Here is a 16,166-nt window from a genome sequence, read left to right on the forward strand (position 1 = left end):
CTCTACGAGAGATGCGAACCGTGCAGACGCTAACAAACTAGAACGCGTTATCAATCCGTTTCGGCAAAATGCGCCCGAATCCATTCGCGATCCATTTCAGACGGCCTTTTCGTAGGCTCGGCGCACCTCGGTGGAAATACGACCGCGGGCCGAAATCTCGAAGCCGGCACCCTTGGCCCATTCGCGGATGGCGGCACTCTGATCGCGGTCCGCAACGGGACGGGATTTGGTCACCGCTCCGTTGACTGATTTGGCGGAATTCGACTTTCTCGCATGAGGAATCCACTTTTTCAGTGCATCGCGCAGTTCCGCGGCGTGGGCGGCGGTGAGATCGATTTCGTAAGCAACTCCGTCGACGGAAAACTCCACAGTTTCGTCCGCGGGCGATTTTTTGTCCAGATCGTCAACCATCGTGACAACAACCTTTTTCACCACGACCATTCCTCCCCAGATCCTTCGATAAGCAGCGACAATAGCACCTGGACAAACGTCCTGTCTTGGCTCGTCAGGATGATTGGGACTTCTCGCCGCCGGGTATGCCGGTCGACTTGTCTTGCGACAAGGACAGTGCCGATACACTCCTCGCGACGCATCGGGGGATGCATCCAGACGGGGGAATCATGACAGACGACGGCTCGAGAAAAGACCTCTACCGAGCGCAATCTTCGCCTCCAAGAACAGCACTCTCGCCAGTATCGCTTACGGCGGACCCACGAATTTCACCATCTCCGGACGCCCTGCGATCCGGTACACCGCAACCGTCACAAATATCCCGGCGGACAACGAATGCGATCCGCCCTCAGCACAATTCGATGTCGTCACCACACCCGGATACTCCACAGCCGAGGTCATGGTCTTCCTTGTCCAGTCGGATCAGGGACTACCTGACGCACTCAACCAGGGCACGATCGACCAAATCATCGCAACAATTCGTAAGTCCGAAACTCGGGCGACCGCGCATGGATGAATCCTTTGCCGCAGGCGAATGTCGTTGGGAACTATCGAATACCTTGGGAGCGCCCCAACTGAAAAAGGTTCAGCCGCAACATGTGCGGCCGAACCTTGATCGAAGTAAAGCTAGCGAGCGGACGGACGAACGATCGGGAAGAGGATCGTCTCGCGAATACCGAGACCAGTCAAAGCCATCAGCAGTCGATCGATTCCCATGCCGGTGCCGGTGGTCGGCGGCATGCCCTGTTCCATCGCGGCGAGGAACTCCTCGTCCAGCACCATCGCTTCGTCGTCGCCTGCCGACGCGAGGCGCGCCTGGTCGACAAAGCGCTCACGCTGGATGACCGGGTCGACCAGTTCGGAGTAGCCGGTCGCCAATTCGAATCCGCGGATGTAGAGGTCCCACTTCTCGGTGACACCCTTCTTGCTGCGGTGATCACGGGTCAGTGGCGACGTCTCGACCGGGAAGTCACGGACGAACGTCGGCACGTACAGCTGATCGCCGCACTGGTGTTCCCACAACTCCTCGACGAGCTTGCCGTGGCCGTAACCCTTGTCCTTGGGAACCTCGAGGCCGACCTTCTCCGCCAGAGCGAGAAGCTCGTCGACCGTCGTATTCGGCGTGACCTCGGTGCCGATGGCAGCCGACAGCGACGGGTACATCTCGAGAACCTGCCACTCGCCACTGACGTCGTACTCGGAACCGTCGGCGAGGGTGAGGACCTGCGTGCCGAATGCTTCCTGCGCAACTTCCTGGACGAGTTCACGAATCATCTTCGCGGAATCGTCGTACGTGCCGTAGGCCTCGTACGTCTCGAGCATCGCGAACTCGGGCGAGTGAGTGGAGTCGACGCCCTCGTTGCGGAAGTTGCGGTTGATCTCGAAGACCTTCTCGATACCGCCGACGACGCAACGCTTGAGGAACAGTTCCGGCGCGATACGCAGGTACAGGTCGATGTCGAGGGCGTTCGAATGCGTGACGAACGGGCGAGCTGCCGCGCCGCCGTGCAGCGTCTGCAGCATCGGCGTCTCGACCTCGAGGAAGCCGCGGCTCTCGAGTGCATTGCGCAGCGCACGGACAACAGCGACGCGCTTGCGGGCGTTGTCCCGAGCCTCGGGGCGAACGATCAGATCCGCGTAGCGCTGACGCACCCGGGACTCTTCGCTCATCTCCTTGTGAGCAACCGGCAGGGGGCGCAGCGACTTGGACGCGATCTGCCACGCGTCGGCCATCACGCTGAGCTCGCCGCGACGGGAGCTGATGACCTCACCGTGGATGAAGACGAAGTCGCCGAGGTCGACGTCGGACTTCCAGGCAGCCAGTGCCTCTTCGCCGACGCCGGCGAGGCTGATCATGGCCTGCAGCTGGGTACCGTCGCCTTCCTGCAGAGTCGCGAAGCACAGCTTGCCGGTGTTGCGCATGAAGATGACGCGGCCGACGACGCCGACCAGCACGCCAGTCGCCGTGTCCGGCTCGAGTTCCGGGTACTCCGCGCGGATCTGCGCGAGCGTGTGGGTGCGATCGACCGAAACCGGGTACGCCTCCTGCCCCTGCGCGAGGATCCGTTCACGCTTCTCGCGCCGGATACGGAGCTGCTCGGGGGTGTCGTCGACTGGCTGGGCTTCTACATCACTCACGGGGTACAAGACTACTGGGCCGTGTCCACCGCGTTTGTTGCTGGTAGCACCGCGGCCACCGCGAGCACGATTCCCGACAGCATGTACAGCCCGACCCGAACGTGATTCCACATAGTCCAACCCGCCTCGTACGACGCCCATGCGGCCGCGTCGGTAGTGCTGACCGAGGCAAACGCGTCGTTGCGAGGGACGTGGTAGATCGCGGTCACCGCGAAGGACGCGAGCACCCCGACGCAACCGACGACAGCAAGGACCCAGCCGTCCGGTCTGGAGATCGATGCCCAGATTCCAGCGGCGATCGCGGTGAGCGCCGATCCGACCAGCGGAAGCATCAACGCACTACGCGGCGCTTCGACGTTGATCGCCTGCATCGACGTGATCGCGGTATGTGCATCCACCGACCGCAGGGCGGGCATCACGAAGGAAGAGAAGGCAAACAACGCACCACCGGCAACGAGCGCGCCGAGCGCAGTCACCCCGAGCAACAGCTCCAAGAAGATCTCGGATTTCTTCACGACCAGACCCCCGTTCGGGCAGCCTCGCCGGCAAAAGTGGTGAAATCTCGAGCGGGTCGTTCCAGGACCTCTTCGACGACGCCGGTCACACTTTGATTTCGTCCGTCGAGAACCTCGGCAAACAGGTACCTGAGTAACTCCACGACGTCACTCGGGACGCCGACCTCCGCCATGCCGTCGGAAAACTGTTTGAGTCCAATTCTTTCGAATGTCACGAGACGACCCGACGCCGTCGAAATCGCATCCACCGCCGCCGCGAAGGTGAGCAACTCCGGACCCGTCACCTCGAGAACTCGGCCGAGGAGGTCGGTTCGAGTCAATGTGGCCACCGCCACGTCAGCGAGATCGTCGACGTCGATGAACGGCTCCCCCACCTCACCGACCGGAAGTTCCAGGTGGCCTTCCCGAATCGGATCGAGTAGATACCCCTCACTGAAGTTCTGGGCAAACCAGCTGGCCCGCACCACAGCCCATTCCAGACCGGTGTCGGCCAGAACCTGCTCGGCTTTCTGCGCCGCCGGTTCACCGCGCCCGGACAGGAGCACCATGCGACGAACCCCTTCGCGGTACGCAAGCTCCGCGAGTTCCTCGATGTGGGTGCTCGATTCCGGCACTGCGAGGTCCGGCGCATACGTCACGTATGCCGCTTCGACACCGGACATCGCGGGCTGCCACGTCGACTGATCGTTCCAGTCGAAACGCGTCCCGGATGTTCTCGACGCGATTCGGGTACGGATTCCCACCGCCGTCAGCCTCTGAGCAACGCGCGCACCGGTCTTGCCGGTACCACCGATCACTACTGCCGATTGAATGTCGCTTGTTGTCGTCATGCACTCATTCGATAGCGCGGCGGCAATACGATCCATAGCTGAAGGTCGCAAAAACATACGTCAGCGTCTACCGTCGAAGCATGGATGCATTGTCGATGATGCTGGCCGGATCGCGGGCGGAGGGCGCTTTTCTGCTGCGCTCGCTGCTCGATCCACCGTGGTCATTACGTATCGAGGACCACGCACCGATCACCGTGCTGGTTCTGGTTCGCGGAAGCGCAGTCGTCGTCTCCGACACCGGACAGACAGAAGATCTCGAGACCGGCGACGTTGCACTCCTGCGCGGCCCCGATCCCTATACGGTCGCCGATCACCCGGACACCCCGGTCCACGTACTCATCGACGAGGCACAAAACTGCGCCGCAGTCGACGGATCGCCACTCGCGGACATGTCGGTTCTCGGCGTTCGCACCTGGGGCAACTCGACCAGTGGCCAGACCGTCATGCTCACGGGCACATACCGTTTGGACTCCTATGTCAGCCGTCAGATCCTCGACAGCCTGACACCCGTCGCGGTAGTGCGACGCAGCATCGAAACCGCGCCGATGACGACGCTTCTGGAACAACAGATCGCCGCCAACGGACCAGGACAAGAAGTGTTGTTGGACAGGCTCCTGGACCTGGTCCTGATCTCGGCGGTCCGTACGTGGTTCGCCGAGAACCAGAATCGATCACCGCGATGGATCAAGGCCTATGAGGATCCCGTCATCGGGCATGCCTTGCGGCTCATACACAATCGGCCGGAACACCCCTGGACGGTCGCGAGCCTGGCCCAGGAGTCCGGCAGCTCGCGAGCGGCCTTCGCGCGCCGGTTCACCAGCCTCATGGGGCTCGGACCTGTCGGCTATCTGACCGACTGGCGACTGTCCGTGGCGGCGGATCTACTCGCAGACCCGGCACGAACGGTGTCGTCGATCGCGCGAGAAGTGGGCTACTCGAGCCCCTTTGCCCTCACAACCGCGTTCACCCGTCATCACGGAATGAGCCCGAAGATGTACCGCCAGACCCGCTGTGCGCCTTTATTAACCGCCCGCGGTTAATAAAGGCGCACAGCAAATACCTCAATGAGCCGAAACCGCCGCCAGCTCGCGGGAGCAATGACGAACTCCGCTCAGCGCACCGAGCAGGCCGGCGGCCTTGATCGCCTGGTACCCGCCCACGAGATCGGTGGCCTTGTGCAGACCCAACTGCTGCAACGACGCTGCGGCCAGGCTCGAGGTGTAGCCCTCGGAGCAGACGATCACCCACTCGACGTCGTGGTCAGTGGCCAACGCGAGGTGTGCGCTGCTGGTGGGGTCGAGGCGCCATTCGAGCACGTTCCGCTCGATCGCGAGTGCACCGGGAAGAGTTCCCTCGATGGCGCGCTGCGCCTGCGGGCGAATGTCGACGAAGATCGCGCCGCGGTGGAAGGCTTCGGTGAGCTGGAAGACGTACATACGATCGATCTGTGCGCGAGCGTCGTCGAGCATTTGGTCGATGGTCATTTGGTGCCCCCCTCGGGCAGGTCGGTCAGCTCGGTACGGGTGCGGCGAAGTGTCCGGTGATCCGTCACTTCGTAGAAGGACATTGCCGTCAGCGGCGGCGAGTAGGCGTGAACACTCAGAGTCGGTGCATCAGAGCTGATTTCGATCGGAGCACCGGGAGCATCCGTCGATCGCACGACGTCGTGAACCCATCCGAGCGGGAACGAAGCCTGATCGCCGGCGTCGAGCTGGCGTTCCACCAGGGCGTCACCGGCCCAACGGAATTCGGTGAGCGAACCACTGAGGACGGTCAAGGCACCGAACGAGCCTGCGTGGTCGTGCAATTCGGTGTTGCGTTCGGGCACCCAACTGATGAGCCACACATCGACGTCGTCGTCCGCGTGCAAGCGGGTGGACCAACGGTCGAGCGTCGGGAAGGTGTCGGGGATGAGGTGATCGAAACGGCCGTCGAGCACGCCGTTTGCTCCCTCGTCGGTCAGACGCAGCAGATCGGCCGGGCGAAGGCGGGTAGGCAACGACGCACCACTCGGGCGACGTCCGGACGCCCCACGGTTAGCGCTACGACCTGCGGAAACAGCACGGTCAGCAGTAAGAGTCGGGGCCAAAACAGAGAGATCTGCAGAATATGTGGATAGCACGAGCTAGCTCCAAGGAATGTGAATTGGTCAAGGCAGCGGTCAGCCTCGACAACACTCCTGAGCACCCATGCAGCGATTCACGAGCACCATTGTGGCATAACTTTTGCAATCGCGAAACCGCTGGAACGAAACCATCGATCAGGCGACGGGTCGTCGACCGGATCCACGACGCGCCTGATTGCGCTCGAAGACCAACCTCAGCCCCTCGAGGGTGAGGTCCCGTTCGAGGTGATCGATGGTGTCGGACTCGGGAATGATCAGCGGTGCGCTGTCCCCGGTCGCGATCACGGAGACGTCGTCACCACCGAACTCCGGTAGTTCGTCGCGGACGCGGTTGACCAATCCGTCGACGAGGCCCGCAAAGCCGAATACCGCACCGGACTGCATGCATTCGACGGTATTCTTGCCGACCACCGAACGCGGGCGCACCAATTCGACCTTGCGCAGCGCAGCGGACTGCGACGCCAAGGCATCGGTCGAGATCTCGAGTCCGGGCGCGATGCAGCCGCCCAGAAACTCACCCTTGGCGGAAACGACGTCGACACAGGTCGACGTACCGAAGTCCACGACAATGCATGGCCCCTCGTAAAGATGGTGAGCGGCAAGGCTGTTGACGATCCGGTCGGCTCCCACCTCTTTGGGGTTGTCCACCAGCAGTGGCACACCGGTGCGAATACCCGGTTCGACCACCACATGGGGAACGTGACCCCAGTACCGCTCGAGCATCACACGGATTTCACGCAAGACGGACGGCACTGTCGACAGCGCCGCAACGCCGGTGATCTGATCGACATGAGAACCCAACAGCCCACGGAAGGTCAACGCCAACTCGTCGGCAGTCATCCGAGGATCGGTTCGCATTCGCCAGTCCTGCAACAGCTTCGAATACTCACCAGTCCCGGAGAACAGACCGAGAACGATGTTGGTGTTCCGGACGTCGACCGTGAGCAGCATGGATTACACCAGGCTGGATTCGCGCGAGGCCTCGAGCGTCGACAGCATGCGTGGGGTGATCAGACCCGAACCCTCCGGCGCGTGAGCCGGGTCGGAACCGAGTTCGATCTGCTTGTTGTCGGCATCGACGAAGACTACGCGCGGGGAGTACTCCTTGACTTCCTGCTCGTTCATCACGCCGTAGGCGATGAGGATGACCAGGTCGCCTGGCTTGACCAGATGCGCTGCCGCACCATTGATTCCGATGACACCGGTTCCACGCTCGCCGGCAATGACGTACGTCTCGAGACGCGCACCGTTGTCGATGTCGACGATGCACACCTGTTCGCCTTCGAGGAGGTCTGCGGCGTCCATCAGATCCTGGTCGACGGTGACGGAGCCGACGTAATGCAGGTCGGCGTGAGTCACGGTGGCGCGGTGGATCTTCGACTTCATCATCGTGCGAAACATATCCAGGTCCTTACTCGTGAAAAGTGCTCAGTGAGACAGCAGGTCGTCGATGGCGTCGGCGGATGGGTCGTTGTCACGCTCGAGGAAGCCGGTTCCCACCGCGACACCGACGTTGTCGATCAAACGGGTGGTTCCGAGCTTGGCGGCCACCAACAGTCGACCGTCACCTCGCTCGGGCGCGGGGCCCAGATCGACGCCCCGAACCTCGAGGTAGTCGACCTCGATTTCCGGAACAGCTGCCAGAACAGCGCGTGCGGTTTCCAGGATTGCTTCCGCTCCCCCAGCCGCCGCGTGTGCACCGGCGATCAGAGCGGCGGACAGCGCGACCGCTGCCGCGCGCTGGTTCTCGTCGAGGTAGCGATTGCGAGAGGACAACGCGAGGCCGTCGAACTCGCGAACCGTCGGAACTCCGATGATCTGTACATCGAAGTTGAGATCCCACACCATCTGACGGATGAGCGTCAGCTGCTGGTAGTCCTTCTCACCGAAGTACGCGTGATTGGGTGCCGCGATCTGCAGCAGCTTCGCCACTACCGTCAGCATTCCCGCGAAGTGAGTGGGGCGCGCTCCGCCTTCGAGTTCGCTACCCAACGGGCCCGGCACGATGGTGGTGCGCTGACCACGCGGGTACATCGTCTTGGCGCTCGGCGCGAACACCAATTCGACGCCCTCGGCGCGCAACAGGTCGAGATCCGCATCGAGAGTGCGCGGGTACGCGTCCAGGTCTTCACCGGCACCGAACTGGAGCGGGTTCACGAAGATGGAAACGATCACGACGGCGCCGGTGACCTTGGCCTGACGAACCAGTTCGATGTGGCCGGCATGCAGCGCACCCATCGTCGGAACGAGCGCCACCTGACGCCCGACACCTCGCAGTGCCCGCGAGACGCGCCGAAGCTTGTCCGGATCGTGGTGCACCGTCAGTTCGCCGCGCTTGTATCCGCCCTGCAGATCACTCACGACGGTCACCTCCCGTTTCAGTCAAGATGTCGAACAATTCGGTGGGGGCGCCCACCCGCTGGGCCGATCGCAAGGACATCGCCCGATAGCCGGCAGCGAGCTCCGGATCCAGGTCTGTCAGTACGCGCAAATGTGTGTCGACAGCAGCAGCGTCGCCGCGTGCCACCGGGCCGGTCAACGCCGAGGGACCGCGTCGTAGCGCGTTGTCCAAGGCCGCCGACAGCAGCGGCTGCAGGACTCGCTCGGCCACTCCACCCGGATCGCCGTCGACCAACTGCTGACCGAGCAGCTCGTCACCTTGCAACGACGCTCGCAGGGCCTCGACGGCGTCGACCACGAGCGTGACCAGGTGATTACTGCCGTGAGCCAGTGCGGCGTGGTAGAGCGCGCGGTTCTCCTCGCGCACTCGGACGGGCTCGCCGCCGATCTCGAGGACCAGTGACTGCGCGATCGCGTAACCGATGTCGTCGGCAGCGGTGATTCCGAAGCATGCCGACGACAGCCGTGCGGTGTCCTCGTCGTGACCGGTGAACGTCATCGCCGGATGGATAGCCAGGGGTAGTGCGCCCAGTTCGGTGAGTGGAGTCAGGATCGCGATCCCGTTGGCACCGGACGTATGGGCGACGAGCGTGCCCGGCTTGACGGCATGGGTGGCCGCCAGACCTCGAACAAGATCCGCAAGCTGATCGTCAGGAACGGCGAGAATCAGCAACTCGGAACGAGCTGCGACGTCGGCAGCCGGAAGAATTTCGGTATCGGGAAGCCGCTTCACAGCGCGGGCAACCGAGGCGCTGGAGACGGCGGAGCAAGCGCTGACAACATGACCGGCTCGCTCCAATGCGGCACCGACAGCTGTTCCGACCCGGCCTGCGGAGACAATTCCTACCGTCAATCGCGCAGGTGCAGGTCCATTAGTGATCCCGAAGGAAGTCACCGGATTCCTCTCGTTCGTTCCAGTCCCGCTCGGCGGGTACCAGACGTTCTGCGTCCGAGGATATCCTTCGCCCGAACCGTCATGCCATGGCCGGGCGAGTGATCTGCGACTCAGTCCTCTCGGCGACGGCGTCGACCGGAGCCTTCGGACGGGTTGTTCGAACTCAGGTTTGCCATGATTTCGGCGACGGTCAATCCGTTGGAATGAGCACCGCTGGCGGCATCTTCCGGGGCAGCACGGCGACGACGTCGCGGCTCCGCGTCAGGCTCCGCAGCGGATTCGGGTTCAGCTTCCGCGACAGCTTCGGGAACAACCGCGGGAACAACCTCGGGCACCTCTTCGACGACAGCGTCTTCGATGACGGCATCTTCGATGTTCGGGGCCTGGGCGGGAGCCTTGACTTCAGGCTCGACCGGCGCGACCGGCTCCGAATCCTTCTTCACCGGAACGTCTTTCACCGTTCGTGTCGGCGAGGAACTCACCGGAGAACTCGGTGCTTGGTTCCCGCTCTGGGGCTTCTGTGTCTCTTGTGGCTTCTGCGTCTCTCGAGACTTCTGGGTCGGGATGACGCGCGGCGCCACGAAGCTGCTGTCACGCCACGACGTCTCCGCGAACACGACGGTTGTCTCAGCAGTCACCGGATCGTCGTTGGGCGAAGCCAAGCCGCCGACGTTCGGTGCCGGTTGGCTGGGTCCGCTCTGGCCGGCGCCGGGGACGTACAACCCCGACGGTGCCGGCTGGTACGCGCCGTACGAACTACCGCCAAGTTCCGGTACTCGCGTCGAATCGGTCTTGAGCGCGGTCTGTTCGGGCAGCAGCCCACCTTCGAACAGTGCTTCGAGGTTTCGGCGCAGCGCCACCAATTCGGCGCGCAACCCGGCCAGCTCCTCCGCGTCCGCGGTCACCTCACGTCGCACGCGACCTTCGACGCTCAGTTCGTACTCGCGTCGAGCAGAAATTTCACGTTCGAGCTGCAGTTCGTACACGGTCTGCAGATCGGCAACCTTGGCTTTGTCCAGTGCCGACTCACGCCGATACTTGGTCATGGCGATAGCGCCGAGGGTGGCTGCCCACAGAGCGACGACCAGACCCACCCGAAGAAGCTGAACGCTGTTACTGAAAATCAGAAACAGCGAAGCAATGACAGCAAGTGCCAGAAGAGCAGCAATGATCATCTGGCTCGCGCTGCGCTTGCTTCGGCGCGCAGACTTCGATCGACCAGAATTTGTCATGGTTGCCAGGGTACTTGCCGAGACCGGGGTCGCCACGTACCTCGGTGGGTGATTTGCCGACCAGGCTGTCAGTGCGCAGGCTCGTCAGGTGTATCTTCCGGCGTCTTGCAACAATGTTCGAGCCACAGAGCTGCCGCTACCAGCGCAATTGCGGCGCCCAACCCCACCCACGCGCCCGGCGTGTCGGAGGCTGCAGCCTGCAGAACCGAGCGCTGTGGGATGAGATACACCAGCACTCCGACCCAGACACCGACGGTAGCTGAACCGACCAAAGCGGATGCTTTGGCCAATGCCAGCGCTCGGGCGGCGGTGATCGGATGAAGCTGTCTGAGCCCGTCGCCGACCTGCCGGTTTTTGACGCGTGAACGAATGACAAAAGCGAAGACGGCCTCGGCAACGGCCACGAAGTACAGCGACGCTCCCGCATAAACAGGGATGGGCGGCATCGAACCGTAGAACACGCGAATCAGAATCCAGGTGGCCACGGCCGCCACTGCGGCGAGTACCGCGAGTTCACTGATCCGGGTCGGCTTCAAACCCTTGTCGTTTTCGGTCACCGCGCAAGCACCACATCGGTAGTGCGGACACCTTCGCGCTCAGTGCGATCGAGGCCGTCGAGAATTTGTGCCACCGGCAACTCCTGGCCGTCGACGATCAGCGTCGCGTCAGGCTCGACGTCCAGCCAGGGAACGAGAACGAATGCCCGAAGATGCGCGCGCGGATGCGGAAGTGTGAGCACGGGATCGGAACTGACGACGCCTTCGCAGTCGACTACGTCCACGTCCAGGCTCCGTGGCCCCCACCGCTGTTCGCGCACCCGGTCTGCGGCTTCCTCGAGAGCTTGCGAGCGGCGAAGCCATTCAGCGGAATCGGCTTCGGGATCGTCGACCACCACCACCGCGTTGTAGAAATCCTGCTGCTCGACGCCACCCCACGGCGCGGTCGAATAGACCGGTGAGACAGCAACGACGGCGCTGCCCAACCCGTCGACAACGGACTGCAGGTGAGCCACGCTGTCGCCGATGTTGGAACCGATCGACAGAACAGCGCGCGTCATGCCGATCGGGTCCGATGTGCGACGACGGCGACGTCCGCAAAAACCAGCGGAATCGGTGCCGACGGTTTGTGGACAACAACCTCGACGCTCTCGACTCGCGAATCTTTCATGACGTCGTCGGCGATCTCCGCGGCGACGGTCTCGATGAGATCGCGCGACGGGCCGGCGACTATCGCTGCGGCGGCTTCCGCCAACTCGCCGTAGTGCAGGGTCTGCGTCAGGTCGTCCGACGCCGCGGCGGGAGCCAAGTCCATCCACACGGTGATGTCGATGAAGAAGTCCTGACCGTCACGCTTCTCGTGGTCGAACACTCCGTGATTGCCGCGAACCTTCAGTCCGCGCAATTCGATTCGGTCCCCCATGTCAGGCCCTTTCTCGTCCACGGTTCCAGGCGTCGACCACGGCAATGGCGTCGAGCGAAGCTTGTGCGTCGTGCACCCGAACTCCCCAGGCGCCTTCGCGCGCTGCAAGGGCGGAGACCACGGCCGTCGCAGTCTCGCGGCCACCAGGTGGACGCGGATTGCCGTCGGGATCGCTGAGCAGAGACCCCAGGAACCGCTTGCGGGAAGCGCCGACCAGTACCGGGAATCCGGTCGCGTTGAACTCGGGTAGTGCTCGCAACAGGGCCCAGTTGTGGTCGGCGTTCTTCGCGAACCCGAGGCCGGGGTCGAGGATGATCGACGACGAATCGACCCCTGCTTTCAACGCCAGATCGACCTGCGACAGCAGTTCGTCACGGACGTCGCGGACCACGTCGTCGTAGTGATCGGCGCTGCCACGATGGACGTAGTCACCGGCCGAGCGCCAATGCATGAGGATCCAGGGCACTCCGGCGTCGGCCACAACGGAGGCCATGTCGGGGTCTGCGCGACCGCCCGATACGTCGTTGACGATGCCTGCGCCCGCTTCGATCGCGGCGGCGGCGACGGAAGCACGCATCGTGTCGACGCTGACGCGAATTCCGGCTGCCACGAGTTCTTCGATCACCGGGGCAATTCGGTCCGCCTCGAGTTTCGGATCGACGCGGGTGGCTCCGGGACGCGTCGACTCGCCGCCGACGTCGACGATGTCGACGCCGATGCGTTGCAGTTCGAGTCCGCGAGCGATCGCCGCGTCACGATCGAGAAATTGACCACCGTCGGAAAACGAATCGGCGGTGACGTTCAGAATCCCCATCACGACCATCCGGGCCGGATCGCTGCCTGCAACGGGAGCCGCGGACATCTTGCTCACTTACGCAGGATGAGGTCCAGCGCTTCGGACCGCGAGGCCGCGCTGGATTGCAGGAGCCCACGAACCGCAGACGTGGTCGTGCTGGCTCCGGGCTTGCGGATACCGCGCATCGCCATGCACAGATGCTCGGCTTCGATGACGACGATGGCTCCACGCGGGTCGAGCTTGCGCATCAAAGCATCCGCGATCTGACTGGTCAGGCGTTCTTGCACCTGCGGACGCTTGGCGTACAGGTCGACGACGCGCGCGAGCTTCGACAAACCGGTGACCTTGCCCGACTTTCCCGGGATGTAGCCAACGTGAGCAACACCGTGGAAGGACACCAGGTGGTGCTCGCACGTCGAGAACATCGGAATGTCTCGCACGAGCACCAATTCCTGGTGACCCTCGTCGAAAGTCGTGTTCAACGCGTCGTCGGGCTCGGAGTACAGGCCCGCGAAGATCTCCTTGTACGAGCGCGCCACCCGGGCCGGCGTATCGAGCAGGCCTGGGCGCTCCGGATCTTCACCGACCGCGATCAACAATTCCCGTACGGCAGCCTCTGCCCGCGCCTGATCGAACGGGCGGCCCGTTCCGAGCGACACCAGTTCACTGGCCACATCATTCACCGACAACCGAACTCTCCTCGAGAATTGTTCACAGGTCCCCCGCCGCAGAGCCTAGTGGCGCAAGGTCAGCGAGATCCGTCCGGTCCGTCCCAGCGAACGGTGCTCGGTCCCTCGTCCTCAGCCGAATGATGCGGCGGAGGAGTTTGCGGCTGTTCCGGTGCGGGGCTCTGCCACTGGTTTTCACCCGACGGGTTTCCCCGGTTCGGATCGGCGAAGGGTCCACTGTCCGGGTACTGCACCGGGTAATCGGGCTGCGCGGGGTAACGGCGGCCGGGATGCGGCTGCTCCGGGTACGCCTGCTGCCCCGGGTGCGGCTGGCCGTACTGCCCCTGATCGGGCTGGGGCTGACCGTGTTGGGGCTGACCGTACTGGCCCTGCGACTGGTTCGGCGGGGTCGGATTCTGTCCACCGGTGTACCCACCCGACTGCTGTCCGGGGTACGTCGGCGACGGGTTCTCACGCGGAGGCCAACCCGGTGCCGACCATCCGGCGGGCGCTCCGTAGTCGGGTGTTCCCGGTTGCGGAGTCTGCTGCGGAGCACTCGGCTGCGGGTACGAAGGCTGTGCGTAGCCGTTCGAGGGTCCCTGGTTGCCGTTGTTGGGGAGACCACCGTTGTTGGGGAGACCACCGTTGGGGGCACCGCTGTTGGGTGCACCTGCCTTGACGAGAACAGGTGCGGCAGCTGGCTCCGGCCAGGTTTCGCCGCGCTCGATCGCGAGTTCGCGAGGAGTCTTCACCGGCGGACGATCCGAAGGCGTACGCCCACCGAAATCGTTGAAAGCCGTGATGCGCGGACGCTTTTCGACGCCGGCAAGGATCTTCTCGAGGTCCTTGCGAGTCAACGTCTCACGCTCGAGCAGTTCGGTAGCGATGAGGTCGAGCGCATCGCGGTACTCGTTGAGGATTGCCCACGCTTCGGTGTGCGCTGCCTCGATGAGGTTGCGCACCTCTTCGTCGATTTCACGGGCGATCTCGTGTGAGTAGTCGGACTGAACGCCCATCGAACGGCCGAGGAACGGATCCCCGCCCTCCTGTCCGTAGCGAACCGCGCCGAGCTTGGCACTCATGCCGTATTCGGTGACCATCGCGCGGGCGATCTTGGTCGCCATGTCGATATCGGACGACGCTCCGGTGGTGGGCTCGTGGAACACCAACTCCTCGGCGGCGCGTCCACCCATTGCCATGACGAGACGAGCGATCATCTCCGAACGCGTCATCAAACCCTTGTCGTCCTCGGGCACGGTCATCGCGTGGCCGCCGGTGCGTCCGCGAGCGAGGATCGTGACCTTGTAGACCGGCTCGATGTCAGGCATTGCCCAAGCAGCCAGCGTGTGACCGCCCTCGTGGTACGCCGTGATCTTCTTCTCGTGCTCGCTGATGATGCGACTCTTACGCCGCGGTCCACCGACAACACGGTCCACCGATTCCTCGAGCGAGGCTTCGGTGATGACGGTCCCGTTTTCGCGTGCGGTGAGCAGTGCAGCCTCGTTGATGACGTTGGCGAGATCAGCACCCGACATTCCGACGGTCCGCTTGGCGAGACCTTCGAGGTCGGCGTTGGGATCGATCGGCTTGCCCTGCGAGTGCACGCGCAGGATCGCGCGGCGACCGGCGAGGTCGGGGGCGCCGACCGGAATCTGGCGATCGAAGCGTCCCGGACGCAGCAGTGCGGGGTCGAGGATGTCGGGGCGGTTGGTTGCGGCGATCAAGATGATGCCGGTGCGATCACCGAAGCCGTCCATCTCGACGAGCAACTGGTTGAGTGTCTGCTCGCGCTCGTCGTGTCCGCCGCCCAATCCTGCGCCGCGCTGACGACCGACGGCGTCGATCTCGTCGACAAAGATGATGCAGGGGCTGTTCTGCTTGGCCTGCTCGAACATGTCGCGAACACGCGAAGCACCGACACCGACGAACATCTCGACGAAGTCCGAGCCGGAGATGGTGAAGAACGGGACGCCGGCTTCGCCTGCGACAGCGCGAGCGAGCAGCGTCTTACCGGTTCCGGGAGGGCCGTACAGCAGCACACCGCGCGGAATCTTGGCGCCGAGCGCCTGGTAGCGAGCCGGGTTCTGCAGGAAGTCCTTGATCTCGTACAGCTCTTCGACAGCCTCGTCCGCACCGGCGACGTCGGCGAACGTGGTTTTCGGCATGTCCTTGGTGAGCTGCTTGGCCTTCGACTTACCGAATCCCATGACTCCGCCGCGACCACCGCCGCCCTGCATCCGGTTCATGACGAAGAAGAAGATGCCGAACAGAATGATCATCGGCAGCACGAACAGAAGGATCGACGTCAGCCAGCTCTCCTGAGTGACCGTCGTGTTGAACTTGTCCGCACCGGCGCCTTCGACCTTGTCGAAGATCTGCTCCGACGCACTCGCGGGGTACTTCGCCAGGATCTGCGTCTTACCGTCGGTGGCGTCGTTGCCGTTCTTGAGCCACAGACGAACCTGCTGCTCACGGTCGTCGATCTGCGCCGACTCAACGTTCTTGGCGTCGAGTTGGGAGATCGCGACCGAGGTGTCGACGGTCTTGAAGTCGCGGGTGTCGTTGCTGAAGTAGCTGAAGGCATAGATCACCAACAGCACGACGGCTACGAGTAGCACGTTACGGAACACAGTCTTACGGTTCATACAGGTCGGCCGATGTGGCCGGTCCTTTCGAGAGTGCGGGTCTGCCAGGTCG

At 63.3% G+C, this 16,166-nt stretch carries 18 protein-coding genes; 1 reads left to right on the forward strand and 17 read right to left on the reverse strand.

The window, feature by feature from the left end; translation table 11 throughout:
- Nucleotides 1-96: 96 nt before the first annotated feature.
- From ABH939_RS12545 to ABH939_RS12560, 4 genes are all read right to left on the reverse strand, one after another.
- Nucleotides 97-435 (reverse strand): Lsr2 family protein, encoded by a 339-nt coding sequence (locus ABH939_RS12545; protein ID WP_003945673.1) that lies wholly within the window; start codon nt 433-435, stop codon nt 97-99.
- Between the two features lie 642 nt (nt 436-1,077).
- A complete protein-coding gene (gene lysS, locus ABH939_RS12550) occupies nt 1,078-2,589 on the reverse strand; it encodes a lysine--tRNA ligase (protein ID WP_404649667.1) in 1,512 nt (503 codons plus the stop codon).
- A gap of 11 nt (nt 2,590-2,600) precedes the next feature.
- Nucleotides 2,601-3,104, reverse strand: coding sequence for a DUF1772 domain-containing protein (locus ABH939_RS12555; protein WP_404649668.1), 504 nt, complete (start codon nt 3,102-3,104; stop codon nt 2,601-2,603).
- The gene (locus ABH939_RS12560; RefSeq protein WP_404649669.1) at nt 3,101-3,934 is read right to left on the reverse strand and encodes an NmrA family transcriptional regulator; all 834 of its coding nucleotides are present in this window, start codon (nt 3,932-3,934) and stop codon (nt 3,101-3,103) included. Before ABH939_RS12560 ends, ABH939_RS12555 begins: the two co-directional genes overlap by 4 nt.
- Nucleotides 3,935-4,014: 80 nt before the next feature.
- On the opposite strand from ABH939_RS12560, the gene ABH939_RS12565 reads away from it, so the two are divergent.
- Entirely contained in the window at nt 4,015-4,974 is a 960-nt protein-coding gene (locus tag ABH939_RS12565; RefSeq protein WP_404649670.1) for an AraC family transcriptional regulator, read from the forward strand.
- Nucleotides 4,975-4,995: 21 nt separating this feature from the next.
- Here the strand turns inward: ABH939_RS12565 and ABH939_RS12570 are convergent, their stop codons facing one another.
- From ABH939_RS12570 to ftsH, 13 genes are all read right to left on the reverse strand, one after another.
- Nucleotides 4,996-5,418: a rhodanese-like domain-containing protein gene (locus ABH939_RS12570; protein ID WP_003945445.1), complete on the reverse strand. Its 423-nt coding sequence runs from the start codon at nt 5,416-5,418 to the stop codon at nt 4,996-4,998.
- Nucleotides 5,415-5,933, reverse strand: coding sequence for a cysteine dioxygenase family protein (locus ABH939_RS12575; protein WP_007726989.1), 519 nt, complete (start codon nt 5,931-5,933; stop codon nt 5,415-5,417). Before ABH939_RS12575 ends, ABH939_RS12570 begins: the two co-directional genes overlap by 4 nt.
- Before the next feature lie 261 nt (nt 5,934-6,194).
- Nucleotides 6,195-7,010 (reverse strand): type III pantothenate kinase, encoded by an 816-nt coding sequence (locus ABH939_RS12580; protein WP_007726991.1) that lies wholly within the window; start codon nt 7,008-7,010, stop codon nt 6,195-6,197.
- A gap of 3 nt (nt 7,011-7,013) precedes the next feature.
- Nucleotides 7,014-7,460, reverse strand: a complete 447-nt coding sequence (panD, locus tag ABH939_RS12585) for an aspartate 1-decarboxylase (RefSeq protein WP_003945761.1) — start codon at nt 7,458-7,460, stop codon at nt 7,014-7,016.
- Nucleotides 7,461-7,487: 27 nt separating this feature from the next.
- The gene (gene panC / locus ABH939_RS12590; RefSeq protein WP_404649671.1) at nt 7,488-8,420 is read right to left on the reverse strand and encodes a pantoate--beta-alanine ligase; all 933 of its coding nucleotides are present in this window, start codon (nt 8,418-8,420) and stop codon (nt 7,488-7,490) included.
- Nucleotides 8,413-9,354 carry a Rossmann-like and DUF2520 domain-containing protein gene (locus ABH939_RS12595; RefSeq protein ID WP_003945822.1) on the reverse strand — a complete coding sequence of 314 codons (942 nt, stop codon included), beginning with the start codon at nt 9,352-9,354 and terminating at the stop codon, nt 8,413-8,415. Before ABH939_RS12595 ends, panC begins: the two co-directional genes overlap by 8 nt.
- Nucleotides 9,355-9,464: 110 nt before the next feature.
- Nucleotides 9,465-10,586, reverse strand: a complete 1,122-nt coding sequence (locus tag ABH939_RS12600; protein ID WP_215515638.1) for a DUF6779 domain-containing protein — start codon at nt 10,584-10,586, stop codon at nt 9,465-9,467.
- 68 nt (nt 10,587-10,654) lie between these two features.
- Nucleotides 10,655-11,122, reverse strand: a complete 468-nt coding sequence (locus tag ABH939_RS12605) for a DUF3180 domain-containing protein (protein WP_153213529.1) — start codon at nt 11,120-11,122, stop codon at nt 10,655-10,657.
- A gap of 17 nt (nt 11,123-11,139) precedes the next feature.
- The gene (gene folK / locus ABH939_RS12610; RefSeq protein ID WP_404649672.1) at nt 11,140-11,643 is read right to left on the reverse strand and encodes a 2-amino-4-hydroxy-6-hydroxymethyldihydropteridine diphosphokinase; all 504 of its coding nucleotides are present in this window, start codon (nt 11,641-11,643) and stop codon (nt 11,140-11,142) included.
- On the reverse strand, nt 11,640-12,005 hold the full coding sequence (gene folB / locus ABH939_RS12615) for a dihydroneopterin aldolase (protein WP_003945780.1): 366 nt from the start codon (nt 12,003-12,005) through the stop codon (nt 11,640-11,642). The genes folK and folB overlap by 4 nt, the downstream gene beginning before the upstream one ends.
- Before the next feature lies 1 nt (nt 12,006).
- Nucleotides 12,007-12,867 carry a dihydropteroate synthase gene (gene folP / locus ABH939_RS12620; RefSeq protein WP_020968349.1) on the reverse strand — a complete coding sequence of 287 codons (861 nt, stop codon included), beginning with the start codon at nt 12,865-12,867 and terminating at the stop codon, nt 12,007-12,009.
- Nucleotides 12,868-12,872: 5 nt separating this feature from the next.
- Nucleotides 12,873-13,490, reverse strand: a complete 618-nt coding sequence (gene folE / locus ABH939_RS12625; protein ID WP_019746783.1) for a GTP cyclohydrolase I FolE — start codon at nt 13,488-13,490, stop codon at nt 12,873-12,875.
- A 59-nt stretch (nt 13,491-13,549) separates the two neighbouring features.
- Complete coding sequence (gene ftsH / locus ABH939_RS12630; protein WP_050656734.1) at nt 13,550-16,114, reverse strand: ATP-dependent zinc metalloprotease FtsH; 2,565 nt, start codon at nt 16,112-16,114, stop codon at nt 13,550-13,552.
- Nucleotides 16,115-16,166: the final 52 nt, after the last annotated feature.

This window comes from Rhodococcus sp. 27YEA6 (assembly GCF_044908235.1).
Lineage (GTDB): Bacteria > Actinomycetota > Actinomycetes > Mycobacteriales > Mycobacteriaceae > Rhodococcus_F > Rhodococcus_F qingshengii.

Bases quoted from the DNA above. Each gene is read 5' to 3' on its own strand.
- ftsH (WP_050656734.1), bottom strand. From the start codon at position 16,114: ATGAACCGTAAGACTGTGTTCCGTAACGTGCTACTCGTAGCCGTCGTG.
- ABH939_RS12580 (WP_007726991.1), bottom strand. From the start codon at position 7,010: ATGCTGCTCACGGTCGACGTCCGGAACACCAACATCGTTCTCGGTCTG.
- ABH939_RS12600 (WP_215515638.1), bottom strand. From the start codon at position 10,586: ATGACAAATTCTGGTCGATCGAAGTCTGCGCGCCGAAGCAAGCGCAGC.
- ABH939_RS12560 (WP_404649669.1), bottom strand. From the start codon at position 3,934: ATGACGACAACAAGCGACATTCAATCGGCAGTAGTGATCGGTGGTACC.
- folB (WP_003945780.1), bottom strand. From the start codon at position 12,005: ATGGGGGACCGAATCGAATTGCGCGGACTGAAGGTTCGCGGCAATCAC.
- ABH939_RS12565 (WP_404649670.1), top strand. From the start codon at position 4,015: ATGGATGCATTGTCGATGATGCTGGCCGGATCGCGGGCGGAGGGCGCT.
- folK (WP_404649672.1), bottom strand. From the start codon at position 11,643: ATGACGCGCGCTGTTCTGTCGATCGGTTCCAACATCGGCGACAGCGTG.
- ABH939_RS12570 (WP_003945445.1), bottom strand. From the start codon at position 5,418: ATGACCATCGACCAAATGCTCGACGACGCTCGCGCACAGATCGATCGT.
- panD (WP_003945761.1), bottom strand. From the start codon at position 7,460: ATGTTTCGCACGATGATGAAGTCGAAGATCCACCGCGCCACCGTGACT.
- folP (WP_020968349.1), bottom strand. From the start codon at position 12,867: ATGTCCGCGGCTCCCGTTGCAGGCAGCGATCCGGCCCGGATGGTCGTG.